The sequence below is a fragment of the Bacteroides sp. RCH18 genome (genome assembly GCF_058231005.1).
On sequence record NZ_JBIPTC010000002.1, the window covers coordinates 526,408 to 545,176 of the forward strand.

Sequence of the window (18,769 nt, forward strand, 5' to 3'; positions counted from 1 at the left end):
AACGAATGAATTTCAATTGCATTATTAAAACAGGATTGGTAGCTGTAGCAGCTATGGTCAGCCTGAGTTCTTTCTCTCAAGACCTGATTGCCCGCCAAGCTCCGATAGACAAGAAATTAAAAACCGTAGACTCTTTGGCACTTCAGAAACAGATCCGTGCCGAACAGTCGGAATATCCCGCCTTAAGTCTTTATCCAAACTGGAACAACCAGTATGCACATGCTTACGGCAATGCTATCATCCCCGACACTTATACCATCGACCTCACAGGCTTCTGTATGCCGACTCCGAGTACGAAGATTACTTCGCCTTTCGGTCCCCGCTGGAGAAGAATGCACAATGGTCTGGACCTGAAGGTGAACATCGGTGACACGATTGTAGCTGCCTTTGACGGTAAAGTACGTATCGTGAAGTATGAACGCAGAGGATATGGTAAATATGTAGTGATTCGTCATGACAATGGATTGGAAACCATATACGGACACTTGTCCAAACAACTCGTTGAAGAAAATCAATTGGTAAAAGCCGGCGAAGTGATCGGTCTGGGTGGTAACACCGGACGTTCTACCGGTTCTCATCTCCACTTTGAAACCCGCTTCCTGGGAATCGCCATCAACCCGATTTATATGTTCGACTTCCCGAAACAGGATATCGTAGCCGATACTTATACTTTCCGCAAGACGAAAGGTGTGCGTAGTGCCGGTTCTCACGACACTCAGGTAGCCGACGGAACGATCCGTTATCATAAAGTGAAGAGCGGAGATACATTGTCACGTATCGCTAAAGTGCGTGGAGTATCGGTCAGTACGCTTTGTAAGCTGAACCGTATCAAGCCGACGACCACCTTGCGTATCGGACAAGTTTTACGTTGTTCGTAAAGATGTAATACAATAATAGCTTTGGAAGAGGGCACTTTAATATAATTTAGAGTGCCCTCTTTCTGTTTTTACTTAATTATTGTTACCTTTGCGCACTATTTGGAAGAAGATGAAAGATACCAAGCAACAATTTGAACATGTCATTGCCTTGTGCCGTGACTTATTCTCCAAGAAGCTGCACGATTACGGGCCTGCATGGCGTATCCTGCGTCCGGCTTCGGTTACTGATCAGATTTTTATCAAAGCTAACAGGATTCGCAGTATCGAAACCAAAGGGGTGACTCTGGTTAACGAAGGAATCCGTTCGGAATTTATTGCGATAGTCAATTATGGCATTATCGGTCTGATCCAGCTGGAACTGGGCTACGCCGAATCTGCCGACATCAGCAATGAGGAGGCTTTGGCTTTATATGACAAGCATGCAAAGGAAGCGCTGGAGCTGATGCTTGCCAAAAATCATGACTATGATGAGGCTTGGCGCAGTATGCGTGTGAGTTCCTACACAGACTTGATTCTGATGAAGATATACCGTACCAAGCAGATTGAAAGTCTGGCAGGGAACACGTTGGTGTCGGAAGGTATCGATGCTAACTATATGGATATGATTAATTATTCAGTATTCGGATTGATTAAGATAGAATTTGAAGGATAAGAACTTACATATCATCCAGAAGACAGGAGCGAATGTCTGCCGTTTCCTTTTAGCGGCATCGTTCATCTTTTCCGGTTTTGTGAAGGCTGTCGACCCGCTGGGCTTCCAGTATAAGATACAGGACTATCTGACCGCCTTCGGGGTGATTTCATGGTTTCCTTCTTTCTTCCCGTTGTTGGGAGGCATAATATTATCCGCCATCGAATTTTCAATCGGTATCTTCCTGTTCTTCGGTATCAAGAAAACAATCTCCACCACATTGGCGTTGGTGCTGATGATCTTCATGACACCGCTGACGCTGTATCTGGCGATTTTCGATCCGGTGTCGGACTGCGGTTGTTTCGGCGATGCCTGGGTATTGACTAACTGGGAGACATTTGCAAAGAACATCGTACTGCTGCTTGCCGCGATTGCTACATTCCAGTGGAGGAAAATGCTGATCAGATTCGTGACCCGAAAGATGGAATGGCTGATTTCTCTGTACACGATATTCTTTGTATTTACACTGTCGTTCTATTGTCTGGACCGTCTGCCTGTGCTGGACTTCCGTCCTTACAAGATCGGACAGAATATCATGAAAGGCATGAGTATCCCCGAAGGAGCGAAGCCGAGTGTATATGAAAGTGTCTTTATCCTGGAAAAGAACGGGGAAAAGAAAGAGTTTACACTGGACAATTATCCGGACAGCACATGGACCTTTGTCGATACGCGTACCATTCTGAAAGAAAAAGGATACGAACCTTCGATTCACGACTTCTCCATGATGGATCTGAGCACGGGTGATGATATCACGGAAGACGTGCTGACGGATATGGGATATACCTTCCTGCTGGTGGCACATCGTATCGAAGAGGCGGACGACAGTAACATTGATTTGATTAATGAGATATATGACTACTCGGTAGAGCATGGTTACAGATTCTACTGCCTCACTTCCTCACCGGAAGAGCAGATAGAATTGTGGAAGGACAAGACCGGTGCGGAATATCCTTTCTGCCAGATGGATGACATTACGCTGAAGACGATGATTCGCTCCAATCCGGGACTGATGCTGATAAAGAACGGTACGATTCTGAACAAATGGAGTGATGAAGACATTCCGGATGAATATGTACTGACTGACAAACTGGAGAATCTGGAACTCGGTCAGCAGAAGGTCCGGAGTGACGTACATACGATTGGATACGTATTCCTGTGGTTTGTCATTCCGCTGTTGCTGGTGTTGGGAGTGGACATTCTGATTGTCCGCCGACGCGAACGGAAGAACGAAAAGCGGAAGCAGCAACAGGAAGTAAAAGAACAATAAATTTATTAACCCTTTAAATAAAGAACAAAATGAGAAAGAACATTGTTGCAGGAAACTGGAAAATGAACAAAACCCTTCAAGAGGGTATCGCTTTGGCAAAAGAACTGAACGAAGCATTGGCTAACGAAAAGCCCAACTGTGATGTAATCATCTGTACTCCGTTTATCCACTTGGCATCTGTTACTCCGTTGGTAGACGCTGCTAAGATCGGTGTAGGTGCTGAAAACTGTGCAGACAAGGCATCCGGTGCATATACAGGTGAAGTTTCTGCTGAAATGGTAGCTTCTACAGGTGCAAAATATGTAATCCTGGGTCACTCAGAACGTCGTGCTTACTACGGTGAAACTGTTGCTATCCTCGAAGAAAAAGTAAAATTGGCTCTGGCTAACGGTCTGACTCCGATCTTCTGTATCGGTGAAGTGCTGGAAGAACGCGAAGCTAACAAGCAGAACGAAGTAGTAGCTGCTCAGATGGAATCTGTATTCTCTCTGTCTGCTGAAGACTTCTCTAAGATCATCCTTGCTTACGAACCGGTTTGGGCTATCGGTACAGGTAAAACAGCTTCTCCCGAGCAAGCTCAGGAAATCCACGCTTTCATCCGTTCAATCGTGGCTGACAAGTATGGCAAGGAAATCGCTGACAACACTTCTATCCTTTACGGTGGTAGCTGCAAGCCTTCTAACGCTAAAGAACTGTTCTCTAACCCCGACGTAGACGGTGGACTGATTGGTGGTGCTGCTCTGAAAGTTTCTGACTTCAAGGGTATCATCGATGCGTTCAATGCATAATTAGAATATCTTTCGGGAACTGACTAAAAAGTAGATAGTAACTCTAAACTCTCCTCCTTCAGGAAGGAGGAGTACCCGTAGGGGGAGGTGGTAGGTGAATACATAAAACTATGAAAGTTCATTTGTCAGGTGCTTCCTACCACCCTGGCTTTCAGCCACCCCTCCTTCCAGAAGGAGGGGAATTGCAGATAGTATCGACTTTTTAGCCACTTCCTGAAATTAAACTTTTATCGAATGAGAAAACTAGGTTTACTTTTATGGATGCTGGCTTTTACCGCTGTTGGTGCACAGGCGCAGAACATCATCAAGAGTCTGGAACGTACAGTGCCGGGACAGGGAAAGGTGACGATTCATCAAGACCCTAAGATAGAGGCATTGATAGGCGTGGAACGTCCTTCTATGGGCGAACAGAAAGTGTTGAAGGCAGCCGGATTCAGAATACAGGCGTATGCCGGTAATAATACCCGTGAGGCAAAGAATGATGCCTATCGTGTAGCTTCCCGCATCAAAGAGTATTTCCCCGAACTGACGATTTACACTTCGTTCAATCCTCCCCGCTGGCTTTGTCGTGTGGGTGATTTCCGGAGCATTGAAGAGGCGGACGCGATGATGCGTAAACTCAAGGCAACCGGTGTATTCAAAGAGGTCTCTATCGTCAAAGACCAGATCAATATTCCTTTATAATTGTATCATGTTAGAAAAAGAAGAAATTGTCTCTCCGAATCTGGAGGAATTGAAAAGTCATTATCACAGTATTATTACTTTGTTGGGTGAAGATGCCGGAAGGGAAGGTTTGCTGAAGACCCCCGAACGTGTTGCGAAGGCTATGCTGAGTCTGACAAAAGGTTATCATATGGATCCTCATGAAGTGTTGCGCTCGGCTAAGTTTCAGGAAGAATACAGCCAGATGGTGATAGTGAAAGACATTGATTTCTTCTCTCTCTGCGAACACCATATGTTGCCGTTCTACGGAAAAGCACATGTGGCATATATCCCTAACGGCTACATCACGGGATTGAGCAAGATTGCCCGGGTAGTCGATATCTTTTCCCATCGCCTGCAAGTGCAGGAACGCATGACGCTGCAAATCAAAGACTGTATCCAGGAGACACTGAACCCATTGGGAGTGATGGTGGTAGTGGAGGCAAAGCATATGTGTATGCAGATGCGCGGCGTAGAAAAACAAAATTCTATTACTACTACTTCAGACTTTACAGGAGCTTTCAATCAGGCCAAGACTCGCGAAGAGTTTATGAATCTGATTCAGCACGGCAGGGGGTAATATGCTTCACAAAATGTGGACAATGTAGTTCTCCACCGATGAGAAATTTAGCGTAATACAACGCGGTCGCCCAGGCGCTTCGCCATCAGACTTTGCACTTCCCGCATCTCATTGTAACGCTGCATCAGCGAATTACATTTCTCATTGTCATGAGCGAGTGCCGGATCTTGCAGGGCATAAAGCATATGTTTTAGTTCTTCCGTGACAATCGCATATTTGAAGTTGATCATCAACATCGGGACGAGTTCGTACAGCCGTTCTTCATCTGTCACGATCTTCTGTGATTTCGAGTGATACTTACTTAGCTGATAACGTACATTAATCAAGTCCACGCTCAACCGGCTGATGGTCTGGTCGGGATGTGCCAGGAAATAGCGTTCCGCGATAAAACCGGCATCGTGTATATGCGTGGCGGCTTCTGTCAGAATCTGTCGGTGCAACGGATTATGGAAAGCCAGGTCGTCTTCCTTCAGATCATTTACCACATATTCGATAACGGTTACCGGAATTTCATTTCCTTCTTCGTCGGTAAGGTTGCACATTACTTTCTCACCATAGCGGACTACTGCTTGCAGGATCAATCGCTCAAACTTATAGAACTCCTGACCTTCTTTCCCTTCCTGCGGAATAAAGGAGGTATAAGAATCTCCGGGAACAGCGGTATCCGTAGTGGAGGCGGGTGCATTGCCGGGAGGAAGTCCTGCTGCACCTCCTGTAGCAGCGGGCATCGGATCTGCGAAAGATACGATATTGCCATTGTCATCATATTCGGGTTCCGGTGGCATTCCTGCATTGCCGTAGGGGCTCGATGGACTAGAATAAGTCGGAGCACCGGAGTAAGCCGATGTGCTGGAAGCGGCGGCTGTACCGGAAGTATCTCCGGTTGTTGAAGCTGAATGATTATAGCTGGGACGGTTGGCTTTTTCAGCCTGCACCTCTCTTAATTTGGCGACTTCCGCTACCAGCAGTTTTTCTTCGATGCGCAGATGTTGGCTGCATTCTTTGATGTAGACATCCCGTATAATGGCTTCCGGTATGACGGAAATACTTCGTACGATATTAGAAATCAGTTCCGCGCGTTTGATCGGATCTCTTCCCGCGTCTTCCATCAGAAGGTCGGTCTTGAAGCGGATGAAATCTTTCTCGTGCTCACGGATGAATGACTGGAATTCTTCCGAATTATGTTTGCGGGCAAAGGAGTCCGGGTCGTCTCCGTCCGGCAGCAGGCATACTTTGATGTTCATGCCTTCTTCCAGTAGCATATCGATTCCGCGGATAGAGGCTTTGATACCAGCTACGTCACCGTCATAGAGTACGGTAATGTTATTGGTGAAACGGTGGATCAGACGAATCTGTCCCGGCGTCAATGCGGTGCCCGATGAAGCGACTACGTTTTCTATGCCCGACTGGTGCATGGAGATAACGTCCGTGTATCCTTCCACAAGGAAACATCTGTCCTGCTTGACAATCGCCTGTTTGGCAAAATAGATTCCGTATAGCTCGTTACTCTTGTGGTAGATTTCCGATTCGGGAGAGTTGACGTATTTCACCTTCACCCCTTTGGTGGCGGTGCTGAGCACACGTCCGCCGAAGGCGACTACCTTTCCGGAAAGGGTATGGACGGGGAAAATCACACGTCCCCAGAAGCGGTCACGAAGACGGTGGTCGTCCGTTTCGTAGCAGATTCCCGTTTTCACCAGGAATTCTTTCTTGTAGCCTTTGCGCAATGCTTCTTGTGACATGGCATCATGGCTTTCCGTACAATAGCCCAACTGGAATTTCTCAATGATGTCATCACGAAATCCACGTTGCCGGAAATAAGCCAGACCGATGCTGCGGCCGTCCACATGATTCTTTAAGATATTCTGAAAGTAATCGCGGGCGAAGTTGTTGACAATGAACATACTTTCGCGCGTTGTCTGCGCCTGTTTCTCTTCATTGGTCAGCTCCCGTTCTTTGATTTCGATGTTGTATTTCTTGGCGAGATATTTCAGTGCCTCGTAATACGACATCTGCTCGTGCTCCATGATGAAGTGGACCGAGTTTCCGCCCTTACCGCAGCTGAAACACTTGCAAAGTCCCTTGGCGGGGGAGACACTGAATGACGGAGTCTTTTCGTTGTGGAACGGGCACAGACCGACATAGTTCACTCCGCGTTTGCGCAGGGTGACAAATTCAGATACTACATCTACAATCTGTGCGGCATCTAAAATTCGGTCTATGGTAACTTGATCTATCATTCTTCTTTTCTCCTGTGATTCCGTTTTTGCGGATACAAAGGTACATATAAAAAAATCCCCTGCAAAGAACTTTTTTGTAGGGGATGGTTAAATCTTATCGAAGCAGAGGATGATTTACTTGATCTTTTCCCGAATCTTGGTGAGGTAGGCTTTCATACCTTCCGCATCTTTCTTTTCGATGATTTCGAGAAGATTCTTCAGCTCTGTACGGATATTGGTCACTTGTCCCGGCGTGCGTGGGTTGAACAGGATTTCCTGCAGCAGGTAGTCATCTTCGCTCAGCAGCCCCTTTGCGATAGCCATATGCTTCTTGAAAGTCGTTCCCGGAGCTTCCTGATGCTTCATCACGGCAGCAAATACGAAAGTCGAAACGAATGGGATGGAGAGCGAGTATGCCACCGTTTCATCATGTTCGTCGAACGTATATTCGAAGATGTTCAGGCGCAGCGTCTGGTAAAGGTCTTTGAAGAAAATCTTTCCCAAATGATCTCCTTCGCTGATGATAATCGCATTCTCGCTGCTCAGATTGCTGAGACTGGCAAACGTCGGTCCGAACATAGGGTGACTGGAAACGTAGCGGAATCCGCTTTCTTCGTAGAACTTCTTCAGTCCTGTCTTTACGGAAGCGATGTCACTGATGATACAGTCTTTGGGCAGCACAGGCAATACCTTGCGGAAAGCATCCAGCGTGTATTTTACGGTGACGGCATTGATGACCAGTTCCGGCTCGAATTCCTTGATTTCCTCCAGCGTGGTGAAACGATACGTGTTATACACGAAACGCAACTGGTGCGGGTTGACGTCAAACACGGCCGTCTCGTGCTGAAAACTCAGTATATCCGTAAAGAAGGAACCCATTTTACCGGCTCCGAGGATTAATATTCTCATATCTATTATTTATTGGGGAGTTTCTCAAAAGTCAATAGCTTCTTCAAAAGTTAATAGTATCTCACATTGGGGTGACTAAAAAGTCGATTCTATCTCTATTCTCCTCCTTCCAGAAGGAGGAGAGTTAAGATACTATTGACTTTCTAGTCGGCCTCAGTTGTGTTACTGCTGACTTATTTGTTAGTTTTCATTTGACTTTTAAGTTCTCTTTGGCTTTTTATTTATTGATAATCTCGATCTGCTGGCGGACAGACTCTTCGTGGATTGCTTCGAAGATCAGCTTCATAAAGTCTGCGCTCATGCCGCATTGCTCTCCTTGCGCACCGCGTTTTTCCAGGATTTCATTGTAACGTCCTGCTTGAAGAACGGTGATTCCGTGTTCTTTTTTGTAAGTACCGATCTCACGTGCTACGCGCATTCTCTTAGCCAGTTCCTGGATGATGTTATCGTCGCATTCGTCGATTTGCTTACGCAGTTGGCTTAGGCTTTCTGTCGTCTGGGTTTCGGTACGGATCACCAATAAGTTGAGGATGTAGTCGAGTACATCGGGCGTTACCTGTTGAGAAGCGTCGCTCCACGCACAGTCCGGATTGCAGTGACTTTCCACGATCAGACCATCGAAGTTCAGGTCCATTGCCTGCTGGCAGAGCGGGGCAACCAGTTCGCGTTTTCCTCCGATGTGACTTGGGTCACAGAAAATCGGCAGGTTAGGCAGACGGCGACGCAGTTCGATAGGAATGTGCCATTGCGGAAGGTTGCGGTATATCTTTTTGTCGTAGCTGCTGAAACCACGGTGGATAGCTCCCAAACGTTTCAAGCCTGCGTTGTGGATACGTTCCAGTGCACCGATCCACAATTCCAGGTCTGGGTTTACCGGATTTTTTACCAGCACGGGGATGTCGACCCCTTTCAATGCGTCGGCAATTTCCTGTACGGCGAAAGGATTGGCTGTGGTACGTGCGCCTACCCAAAGGATGTCGATTCCTGCTTTCAGACATTCGTAAACGTGTTTGGCAGTCGCCACTTCGGTAGAAACATACATACCTGTCTCTTTCTTCACTTCCTTCAGCCAGGCAAGTCCTTCTACACCGATTCCTTCGAAACCTCCCGGTTTGGTACGTGGTTTCCAGATACCGGCACGGTATATCTTTTGTCCTTTGGCTGCCAGTTGTTTGGCGGTTTCCATTACTTGTTCTTCAGTCTCTGCGCTACACGGGCCGGCGATAACAATCGGTCTTTTGGCTTCGATGCCCGGTAATAAAATTGATTCGAGTTCCATATTCTTATTGTTTTTATTTTATTCCTGTTCTTATTCTTTCGGGCAGGCGTTTCCTGGTCTGCCGCTGATTTACTTTTATCGGTCTTTTCTTTTTAAGAAAGCTTCTTGATTCTTTCCAATGCTTCCGCCAGTTTGGCATCCTTGCAACAAAGGGAAATACGGATAAACCTTGCTCCGTTACTGCCAAAGATGAATCCCGGCGTGATAAATACCCTTGCCTGGTGCAATACTTTTTCGGTCAGTTCCTCTACATCCTTGCACGAAGCGGGAATCTTTCCCCAAAGAAACATACCCACCTGGTTTTCGTCGTAGGTGCAACCCAGCTCTTTCATGATTTCACCGGCCAGATGGCGGCGGCCACGATAGTTGTGGTTGTTACCTTCGTACCAGTCCGCTTCGGCTTCCAGAGCTGTGGCGGCTGCCAGTTGCATGGCACGGAACATACCGCTGTCGATATTGCTTTTTACTTTCAGTATCCATTGTACGAATTCGGCATTCGAAGCCAGCATTCCGATACGCCATCCCGGCATATTGTGGCTCTTGCTCATGGAGTTGAATTCGATGCAGCACTCTTTGGCTCCCGGTACGCTGAGAATACTGATCGGCTTTTCGTTCAGGATAAAGCTGTACGGGTTGTCATTCACGATGACGATATTCTTGCGGCGTGCGAAGTCTACCAGACGTTCGTAGAGTTCCGGAGTGGCGTTGGCTCCTGTCGGCATATTCGGATAGTTGGTCCACATTAGTTTCACGCGGCTCAGGTCCATCTTTTCCAATGCTTCGAAATCGGGCATCCAGCCGTCTTCTTCTTTCAGGTCGTAGCTGATTACTTCCGCACCGAGTATTTTGCTCAGAGAAGTATAGGTGGGGTATCCCGGATTCGGCACCAGTACCTGTTCGCCCGGATTGACAAAAGCCAGCGTGACGTGAAGGATACCTTCTTTGGAACCGATCAGCGGCTGTATTTCCGTATTCGGATTCAGTTCCACTCCATACCAGCGTTGATACCAGGCTGCGAAACCTTTACGGAGTTCCGGTATGCCCACATACGGTTGGTAACCGTGTCCGTTGGGGTCGTGAGCATTGTTGCACAATGTTTCGATGGTAACTTTTGAAGGAGGCATATCGGGACTTCCGATACCCAGACTGATAACATCTTTCCCTTCTACATTCATTTGTGCTACCTCTTTCAGCTTCTTTGAGAAGTAGTATTCGCTGACACTTGCCAGTCTTTCGGCAGGAGCGATTTTATACGTTTGACTTTCCTTCTGCATATTCGCCTAATATTTTAAGTTCTTTGGTTAATGGAGTAATTGCTGCTATAGATTGTTTATATCTCAGATAATCATTGAAAGATACATCGACGTAAAACTGATATTCCCATTCCCGTCCGATGATCGGCAGCGATTGTATCTTTGTCAGATTGATGTTGTAGAACGAAAGAATGGATAATACTTGCGACAGGCTTCCTTCTGTGTGTGGCAATGTGAATACCATGCTTGCCTTGTTGGTCGCCTTTGCGTGATGCTGGCGGAGTTCGTCCACTTGCCACGGATCGGCAACTACCAGAAAACGGGTGAAGTTGTGCTTGTTGGTCTCGATGCCTTCTTGCAGCACTTTCATTTCGTAGCGTTCTGCCGCAGCTTTCGAGCAAATGGCTGCATGCCCTTTCAGGTTTTCTTTCTTGATGATTTCCGCGCTGCGTGCCGTATCTTCTCCTTCCACTACTTTGAGTTGCGGATGCTGATTCAGAAAATCACGGCATTGCATCAGGGCGATAGGGTGGGAGTTGACTTCTGTCAGGTCTTCCCAGCTTTCTTCGGGCAGGCAGACGAAGCTATGTGAGATGCGCAGCTTGTATTCGCCGATAATCTGCGTACCGCTTTGTCTCAACAGTTCATTGTTGTGCAGCAGGCTTCCCGCTATCGTATTTTCGATGGCTAGCATTCCGATGACCTGGCTGTCTTTCCGTATCGAAGTAAACACGTCTTCGAAGTTGGCACAACAGATTAACTCTATTTCTTCTCCCTCGAAGTACTTGTGTGCGGCGATATCGTGATATGAGCCGAGTGTTCCTTGAATTGCTATCTTTTTCATTGTTCTAATAGGGTTATATAAAAAAATCCCGCGTCCATATGGAAGCGGGATTTATATGATTAATTTCTTCATCTCAGTCCTTAAGCATCATGTCACTTGATACATACAAACTCCCGCTCTACTTTCTGGCTAAAGTAAAAGTAAAAAAAGAAGTAATATGCATAAGAAAATGATTTCATACGAATCTTTGTTTCTGCTTTGGTTTCTAATTCTGGGGCAAAAGTAATAATTTTCTGTTAGATGCAAACAAAAAGCGATACTTTTTTTGTTTTCTTCTCTAAAAAAGATGAAAAGGTCACCTGATATGACAGTAATGTTTCAGTTAAAAATGAGTATATACTGCCGTCTGCCTAGAAGATTCCCGGCAGTGCTTCCGGTTTCGGTCCCAAGTTCTTGAATTCTCCGTTCAGACCAGCTTCGTCTTTTGGATTCAGCTCCAGTGACTTCTTCATGTCTTCTACGGAACCGTCTTTATCACCGTTCAGTAGTTTGGCGCGTCCGCGTTCTTTATAGGCTTCGGCGAAGTTCGGGTTCAGCTCGATGGCTTCGTCAAACAGGGCGATTGCTTCCGCTAGTTTCTTCTGATTGATATAAAGTTGTCCCAGATAGAGATAGGCTTGCTCGTTGAATGGGTTTATTTCCGTTACAAACTTGTAGTCTGTTTCCGCTTCTTCTTCCTGTCCGTTGGCTTCTTTCACCTTGCCACGCAGCAGGATGGCGGTCTCTTCTTCCGGATTCTGGGCGAGTACGGCGTCTATGTCTTCCATTGTTTCCTTGTATTGCTTCATTTTCAGCAGAGCTTCCGCGCGCATCAGACGGGCTTCGATGAAGTCGTCTTTCAGAGTGATGGCTTTTGTCAGATGAGCGATGGTCATGATTTCGTCATCCTGTCCTTTGCGGGCTTTTCCGAGCAGGAAGTGTGCGACTGCATTTCCCTCTTCGATGGCGATTGCTTTGCTGGCAGCCTCTTCCATTGCTTTGTAATCTTCCTGGATGTAGCAGACATTGGCCAGTGTGAGGAATGTGTTGGTCACATGAGGTTCCATTACTGCCATTTTCTCCAGAAGTTTGCGGGCTTTTTCGGTTTCTCCCATCGGGATGTAAAGTTGACTGAGATAGCCCATCGTTTCGAAATCCTCTTCGATGGCAAGCGCCTCGGTAAAGCACTTTATGGCATAATCCGGACGTCCCATGCGTTGTGCACGCAAGCCGTCATATTTGAATATCTCGAAGTTTTTCTGATCGTTTTTCTGTTTTTCACTCTCCGGAGTTTCGGACTTACCGGAGAAAAAAGACTTAAAAAAGTTCGGCATGATAGTGTTGTTTTAGAGTTTATCTGCAAATGTAATAACTTATTTTGAAATATATAGCATTCCGTCCTGCATCTTCAGCTCGCCTTCGTCCAATAAATATCGGATTACTTGTCCGATATCCTCTTTTTCCGCCTTTATCTGATCGGCTGTTTCGGCAGGAGTGAGAGGGCTGTGGCTGAGTAAGTCGAGTATTTGCCTTTTCACTTCTTCGTAAGATTCCTCGGATAAGTCGTTGGTGGCACGCTTGCTGAGGCAGACATCGCATTGCCCGCAGTTGTGTTCGTTTTTCTCTCCGAAGTAGCGGAGAAGCATTCGGCTCCGGCATACGTTTTCGGTGGTGACGTATTCTTCCATTGCCTTGATGCGTGCTTCATAGCGTGCTTTGCGCTCTTCGTAGACGCTGGCGGGAATATGCAGGAAACGTAATTCCAGTCGTTCGCGCGTATATATAATATAAGGTGTCTTTTTGCGGGGAATGTAGTCCACGATGCGGCGTTTGGTTAATGTCACCAATATATTATAGATTTGCTGGCGTGTCAGTCCGGTACGGATGGCAAGAGACTCTTCGCTGATGTAGGCATAATCGGTGAAAACTCCTGTGTATGAGCGAAGAATACTCTGTATCAGGGCTTCCGCTTCCTTTCCCATCTCCCGCAACTTGTATAGTTCGTCCCGACGGATGGTAAAGAGAATCCGTGATGAATTATCCTGTTCGTCCGTGTATTCCAGATAGCCTGCCTGAGTCAGTATCTTCAAGGCACTGTCTACCGGCACCGGAAAGTATTTGAACTTCCGGCAGAACTCTTCCAGGTTGAATTCACGGATACATTGAAAACCGTCGCCCATCGCCATTTGGTAATAGTACTGGAGATGTTCGTAGACATTCAGAATGTACTCTTTGTCGGGGAAGGTGTCGACCACTCGTTTATGGAGTGTTGTCTTGTCCGATTTGGAGTACAGGATGACGGCATAGGCTTTCTCTCCGTCTCTTCCGGCACGTCCGGCTTCCTGAAAGTAGGCTTCGGGAGAGTCAGGCAGGTCGAGATGCAGCACGATGCGGACATCCGGCTTGTCGATACCCATACCGAAGGCATTGGTTGCCACCATGACGCGGACTTCTCCGCTTTGCCAGCGTTTCTGCCGGAGGTCTTTGACGGCGTTATCCAGTCCGGCATGATAGAAGTCGGCGGTTATACCTTCGTTCATCAGCAGTTCGGTGATTTCTTTGGTACGGCGTCTGTTGCGGACATAGATGATGGCACTGCCCGATATTCGTTGCAGGATATACAGGAGTTCTTTCGTTTTGTTGTCGGTTTTGCGCACGATATATGCCAGATTCTTCCGTTCAAAGCTCATTCGGAAGACATTTCCTTCCCGGAATTTCAGACGGGCCTGAATATCTGTTACGACTTCCGGAGTGGCCGTAGCTGTCAGTGCCAGTACCGGAACTTCCGGCAATAGTTCCCGTATCTCCGCTATTTTCAGATAGGCCGGGCGGAAGTCGTATCCCCATTGTGAGATACAGTGGCTTTCGTCTACCGTAATCATGGAGACTTTCATCGAACGCAACTTGGTGCGGAATATTTCCGTATCCAGCCGTTCCGGAGAAATATAAAGGAATTTGTAATTGCCGAAGATGCAGTTTTCGAGTGCGGTAAGTATTTCCTGCCGTGTCATGCCCGAATAGATGGCAAGAGCTTTGATTTCCCGCTTCCGCAGATTCTGCACCTGATCTTTCATCAGGGCGATAAGCGGGGTGATGACGATACAAATGCCCTCCTGGGCGAGAGCGGGCACTTGAAATGTAATAGACTTACCGCCTCCGGTAGGCATCAGTCCCAGTGTGTCTTTGCCTTCGCCGATACTGGTGATGATCTCCTCCTGCAAGTCGCGGAAGGAGTCATAACCCCAGTATTGTTTTAATATCTCCTGATACTTATTCAATCGGCTTTATATCCTCGATTTGAAGTTGGACTTCGCCACGCTTGTGCGTGTTCTCCTCGATCGTATAGCAGATGTCGAATGAACGCTTCGTCTTGATATAGCGCACATGAGAACTCTGTCCGAATGCGATGCCGTTCATGACGTTATTCGACTTGTTGTCAACCAGTTCCAGCTTGATATGTTCCTGATCGCGTCCCACTACTTTGCTGGTTCCGTAATCATAGACGTGATGCGTACAGAAGATCGGTTTGATATTGTCCGGACCGAAAGGATTGAATTTCTTCAGATCATTGAAGAATTTCGATGTGATGTCTCTGAAGTCGATCTCCGCATCTATATTGATGACGGCGCTGGTTTGTTCCGGCAGAATATGTTGTGACACGTATTCTTCGAATCGTCGGGTAAAGACTTCCACATTTTCCACTTTCATGGATAATCCCGCTGCATAGGTATGTCCGCCGAAGTTCTCCAACAGGTCGCGGCAATGTTCAATCGCCTTGTACACATCAAATCCGGAGACGGAACGTGCGGAACCGGTCGCCATATCATCTGTCCGTGTGAGCACTACTGCCGGGCGGTAGTAAACTTCTGTCAGACGGGAAGCTACGATACCGATGACACCTTTGTGCCATTCCTCATTATAAAGCACGATGGAACGGCGTTCGGACAGCCCTTCCAGATTGGCCACAATATTGTTAGCTTCTTCTGTCATGCTCTTGTCGAGGTCTTTCCGGGTTTCGTTGTACTGATTGATCTGTCCCGCTTTCTCCAGTGCGGCAGAAAAGTCCTTCTCTGTGAGGAGGTCCACCGCTTCCTTACCGTTCTGGATGCGTCCCGATGCGTTGATACGTGGTCCGATTTTGAACACGATATCGCTGACGGTGATCTCCTTTTCGGAGAGTCCGCATACATCGATGATGGCTTTCATGCCGACGCTGGGGTTGCTGTTCAGTTGTTTCAGACCGTGATAGGCGAGAATACGGTTTTCGCCCATGATCGGGACGATGTCCGATGCAATGCTCACCGCTACGAGGTCGAGCAATGGAATCAGATGATGAAATTCGATGCCATTGTTGATAGCAAATGCCTGCATAAACTTAAAACCGACTCCGCAACCGGAAAGGTGGGTGTATGGATAAGTGTTGTCCAGACGTTTGGCGTTCAGGATTGCGACGGCAGGGGGGAGGATATCGTCCGGTACATGATGGTCGCAGATAATAAAGTCGATTCCCTTTTCTTTCGCATACGTGATTTCCTCCACTGCTTTGATTCCACAGTCGAGTACGATGATCAATCCTACGCCGGTCTCTGAGGCATAGTCAACTCCTTTTTTAGAAATGCCATACCCTTCGTTGTAGCGGTCGGGTATGTAATAGTCAATGTTCGAATAGAACTGTTGAATAAACTTGTAGACCAATGCTACGGCAGTAGTACCGTCTACATCATAATCTCCATAAATCAGAATACGCTCTTTCTTTCCCATCGCCTTGTTCAGACGTTCTACTGCAATGTCCATGTCCTTCATCAGGAACGGATCGTGCAGGTCGGGCAATTGCGGGCGGAAAAACTTCTTGGCATCTGCTGCCTTCGTTATTCCCCGCTGCACCAAAAGTTGTCCAAGTATCGGGCTAATGCCTAATTCCTGGGCCAATGTCTGGCTTGTCTCTGCCTGTTCGGGTGTAATGGGTTGATAATTCCATTTGTGATTCATTTTATATATTGTTTTTTCTTTTTCTGTTCTCAGGGGTCAGAAAGGCGCTACTTTCCAACAAGGGGTAAAAGTACGAAAAAAAGCGGAAGGGTATAGTAGATATGACGAAAATATTTCAAAACCTGTGGAATTAGCTCCTTACGGGCTTGGTATTCAAATGGAGCAAATGCATACAGATTTGAATCAACCGCTGATTCGCATTAATAGCTAATAAAGTGAAAATGAAAATTAAGTCCGAAGATTATTCTCCTCATAACATCATAAGGTATTCAGTTATATGACACAAAAAGAGAAAGGTAGTTATTGTAGCAATAATTCATCGATTTACCTAGAAAATAAAGAACTTTTCAAAATCAGCACCAACATCTATACGAAAGACTTTGACTAATTATGTAGTAACCTCCAATCATTTATTAATAAATTCTTTCATCGTTTATTATGAACGTCCTCCAAGTTTATTATAAACTCGGATTTCGTTATTCCTGCAATAAATATCAATATTAAGCAACAAAAAGGGCCGCAATTCCCATAAAGAATCGCAGCCCTTAGCTTGTATCAGACTATCCAACAAGCATTACCCGGAGTGGGAATGCCTGCAATCTGTTATTATATAATACTTATTATTGCTCATATTTCGTCTATATTATCAATGTTATCGAATTTACTTCCGGTTTTCACTTACAAAGATACAACATTAAAAGCGGTTTGTCAAGTCCTCCATGCTTCTTTCATACATCTGATTACAAATCACATATAAATGAATTAATTTATATCCGAATATATTAGTTATATGACGGGAGAAGTATATCTTTGTGTGATTAGTTGCTACACGAAATATGAATCCAAAACTTACAGACTGTTTATGAGAAGAAATCTTGTTGGTATCATTGTTCTAATCTTGTTGTCCGTTAGGGTCGTAAATGCACAGACTGTTGCTGACTCTATAGCAATAGTGACAGCTCCTTGGGAAGTGGTGACCGTAGAAAATGGAATTGTACATAAGCGGGCTTCCATCCCTTTTCTTTATCAAGGCGCTCAGTCCATTAATATATTGGAGATAAATCCGAAGACTGGCAAAAAGATCGGCATTGCCTTTACCGGACAATTGGAGAAAATAAGCCGGATTGCCCGGAAACATCAGGCCATCGGAGCCATCAACGGCTCCTATTTTGATATGACGAAAGGAAACTCCGTCTGTTTTCTGAAGGTGGGAAGTCAGGTTGTGGACACTACTTCGTTGGATGAATTGAAGTTGCGGGTGACAGGAGCAGTTTATGAGAAGAAAGGAAAAGTGAAGCTCATTCCTTGGGACAGGCAGATCGAGAAGAACTACAAGAAAAATAAAGGTTCTGTGTTAGCTTCTGGCCCGTTGATGCTGAAAGACGGGGAATACTATGACTGGAGTCAGTGCAATGCCAATTTTATAGAAACCAAACATCCGCGTAGTGCTATTTGTCTGACTGAAGAAGGAAAGATTCTGTTTGTTACTGTCGATGGGCGATCTCCGGAAAATGCTGTCGGAATCAACATTCCGGAACTGGCACATCTGCTTCATGTATTGGGTGGAAAAGATGCGCTGAATCTGGATGGAGGAGGTTCTACCGCCTTATGGCTGTCCGGTGCACCGGAAGAGGGAATTGTGAACTTTCCCTGTGATAACAGAAACTATGATCATCAAGGAGAGCGTAAAGTGGCAAACTTCCTTTATGTTCATTAAGAGAGTATTCACATGGTTGCTGTTCACTTTTGGAGAGAGGAATTATATAATATAATGTATAAGCAAGTAATTTCTATTATATAGCGGACATGATTCAGTATAAAACTTTTCTTATCGCTCAGGTTTTGGCTCTCCGAAGTCAGGCACCGATGAGGAATGGTCCCGACACCGGGGAAGGCTTATTTCTTTCAGTTTTTCTTCTTGCGTACGTCCTTCCCTTCGAATTTGCAGATTGCCTCTATCCAGTCTTCGGTTAGTGGCATCGACTCATGTTTTTCCAGGTCGAAAGTTACCATGATCGATTTGCAGATACATTTCACCTCTTGGGTTTCCGTGTCGATCACCCGTTGGATGAGATGAAAGCTTTTGGTTCCAATTTCAGAAACGGCGGTTTGTACGGCAATATGATCGGATGCGAAAATCTGCTTTACAAAATTGGCTTCGATATGAACGACCACTATACCGATCTTTTCCCAGTCCACTCCCGGACATACGGAGGCGAAATATTCAGTCTTCCCTAAGTCATAGAAAGAAAAGTAGACAGTGTTGTTGACGTGACCGAATTTATCTACGTCGTTGAAGCGCAACTGGATAGGCAGTGCATGATGAAATACGATTTCTTCCATTGTTTTCCCTTAATCTTTTTTATTTCGACGCAAAAGTACTACTTTTGC

Annotated in this window: 16 protein-coding genes; 7 read left to right on the forward strand and 9 right to left on the reverse strand. The window is 46.1% G+C overall.

What is annotated here, in order from left to right; translation table 11 throughout:
* The first annotated feature begins 5 nt into the window (after positions 1-5).
* The 6 genes from ACHLI0_RS17285 to folE all read left to right on the forward strand — a co-directional run bounded on the left by ACHLI0_RS17285 (position 6) and on the right by folE (position 4,906).
* Entirely contained in the window at positions 6-878 is an 873-nt protein-coding gene (locus ACHLI0_RS17285; protein WP_008760846.1) for a peptidoglycan DD-metalloendopeptidase family protein, read from the forward strand.
* A 109-nt stretch (positions 879-987) separates the two neighbouring features.
* Positions 988-1,530, forward strand: coding sequence for a DUF1599 domain-containing protein (locus tag ACHLI0_RS17290; protein WP_011109023.1), 543 nt, complete (start codon positions 988-990; stop codon positions 1,528-1,530).
* A complete protein-coding gene (locus tag ACHLI0_RS17295; RefSeq protein ID WP_105100232.1) occupies positions 1,520-2,836 on the forward strand; it encodes a BT_3928 family protein in 1,317 nt (438 codons plus the stop codon). Before ACHLI0_RS17290 ends, ACHLI0_RS17295 begins: the two co-directional genes overlap by 11 nt.
* A 29-nt stretch (positions 2,837-2,865) precedes the next feature.
* Positions 2,866-3,624: a triose-phosphate isomerase gene (gene tpiA, locus ACHLI0_RS17300; protein WP_008760849.1), complete on the forward strand. Its 759-nt coding sequence runs from the start codon at positions 2,866-2,868 to the stop codon at positions 3,622-3,624.
* Positions 3,625-3,858: 234 nt separating this feature from the next.
* Positions 3,859-4,308 (forward strand): SPOR domain-containing protein, encoded by a 450-nt coding sequence (locus ACHLI0_RS17305; RefSeq protein ID WP_008760850.1) that lies wholly within the window; start codon positions 3,859-3,861, stop codon positions 4,306-4,308.
* A 7-nt stretch (positions 4,309-4,315) separates the two neighbouring features.
* The gene (folE, locus tag ACHLI0_RS17310; RefSeq protein ID WP_490749758.1) at positions 4,316-4,906 is read left to right on the forward strand and encodes a GTP cyclohydrolase I FolE; all 591 of its coding nucleotides are present in this window, start codon (positions 4,316-4,318) and stop codon (positions 4,904-4,906) included.
* A 47-nt stretch (positions 4,907-4,953) separates the two neighbouring features.
* Here the strand turns inward: folE and dnaG are convergent, their stop codons facing one another.
* The 8 genes from dnaG to recJ form a co-directional block, all read right to left on the reverse strand.
* A complete protein-coding gene (dnaG, locus tag ACHLI0_RS17315) occupies positions 4,954-7,146 on the reverse strand; it encodes a DNA primase (RefSeq protein WP_490749759.1) in 2,193 nt (730 codons plus the stop codon).
* 114 nt (positions 7,147-7,260) lie between these two features.
* Positions 7,261-8,034, reverse strand: a complete 774-nt coding sequence (locus tag ACHLI0_RS17320; RefSeq protein ID WP_151209114.1) for a prephenate dehydrogenase — start codon at positions 8,032-8,034, stop codon at positions 7,261-7,263.
* A gap of 217 nt (positions 8,035-8,251) precedes the next feature.
* Positions 8,252-9,313, reverse strand: a complete 1,062-nt coding sequence (locus ACHLI0_RS17325; protein ID WP_008760854.1) for a bifunctional 3-deoxy-7-phosphoheptulonate synthase/chorismate mutase type II — start codon at positions 9,311-9,313, stop codon at positions 8,252-8,254.
* Positions 9,314-9,405: 92 nt separating this feature from the next.
* Entirely contained in the window at positions 9,406-10,587 is a 1,182-nt protein-coding gene (locus ACHLI0_RS17330) for a pyridoxal phosphate-dependent aminotransferase (protein WP_490749760.1), read from the reverse strand.
* A complete protein-coding gene (locus ACHLI0_RS17335; protein ID WP_055216402.1) occupies positions 10,562-11,410 on the reverse strand; it encodes a prephenate dehydratase in 849 nt (282 codons plus the stop codon). The genes ACHLI0_RS17330 and ACHLI0_RS17335 overlap by 26 nt, the downstream gene beginning before the upstream one ends.
* A gap of 350 nt (positions 11,411-11,760) precedes the next feature.
* The gene (locus ACHLI0_RS17340; RefSeq protein ID WP_490749761.1) at positions 11,761-12,723 is read right to left on the reverse strand and encodes a tetratricopeptide repeat protein; all 963 of its coding nucleotides are present in this window, start codon (positions 12,721-12,723) and stop codon (positions 11,761-11,763) included.
* A 39-nt stretch (positions 12,724-12,762) separates the two neighbouring features.
* Entirely contained in the window at positions 12,763-14,667 is a 1,905-nt protein-coding gene (locus ACHLI0_RS17345; RefSeq protein WP_490749762.1) for a RecQ family ATP-dependent DNA helicase, read from the reverse strand.
* Entirely contained in the window at positions 14,660-16,378 is a 1,719-nt protein-coding gene (recJ, locus tag ACHLI0_RS17350) for a single-stranded-DNA-specific exonuclease RecJ (protein WP_055216406.1), read from the reverse strand. The genes ACHLI0_RS17345 and recJ overlap by 8 nt, the downstream gene beginning before the upstream one ends.
* Before the next feature lie 862 nt (positions 16,379-17,240).
* On the opposite strand from recJ, the gene ACHLI0_RS17355 reads away from it, so the two are divergent.
* The gene (locus ACHLI0_RS17355) at positions 17,241-18,095 is read left to right on the forward strand and encodes a phosphodiester glycosidase family protein (protein WP_070751128.1); all 855 of its coding nucleotides are present in this window, start codon (positions 17,241-17,243) and stop codon (positions 18,093-18,095) included.
* Positions 18,096-18,283: 188 nt separating this feature from the next.
* Here the strand turns inward: ACHLI0_RS17355 and ACHLI0_RS17360 are convergent, their stop codons facing one another.
* Entirely contained in the window at positions 18,284-18,721 is a 438-nt protein-coding gene (locus ACHLI0_RS17360) for an acyl-CoA thioesterase (protein WP_008760862.1), read from the reverse strand.
* Between the last annotated feature and the right edge of the window lie 48 nt (positions 18,722-18,769).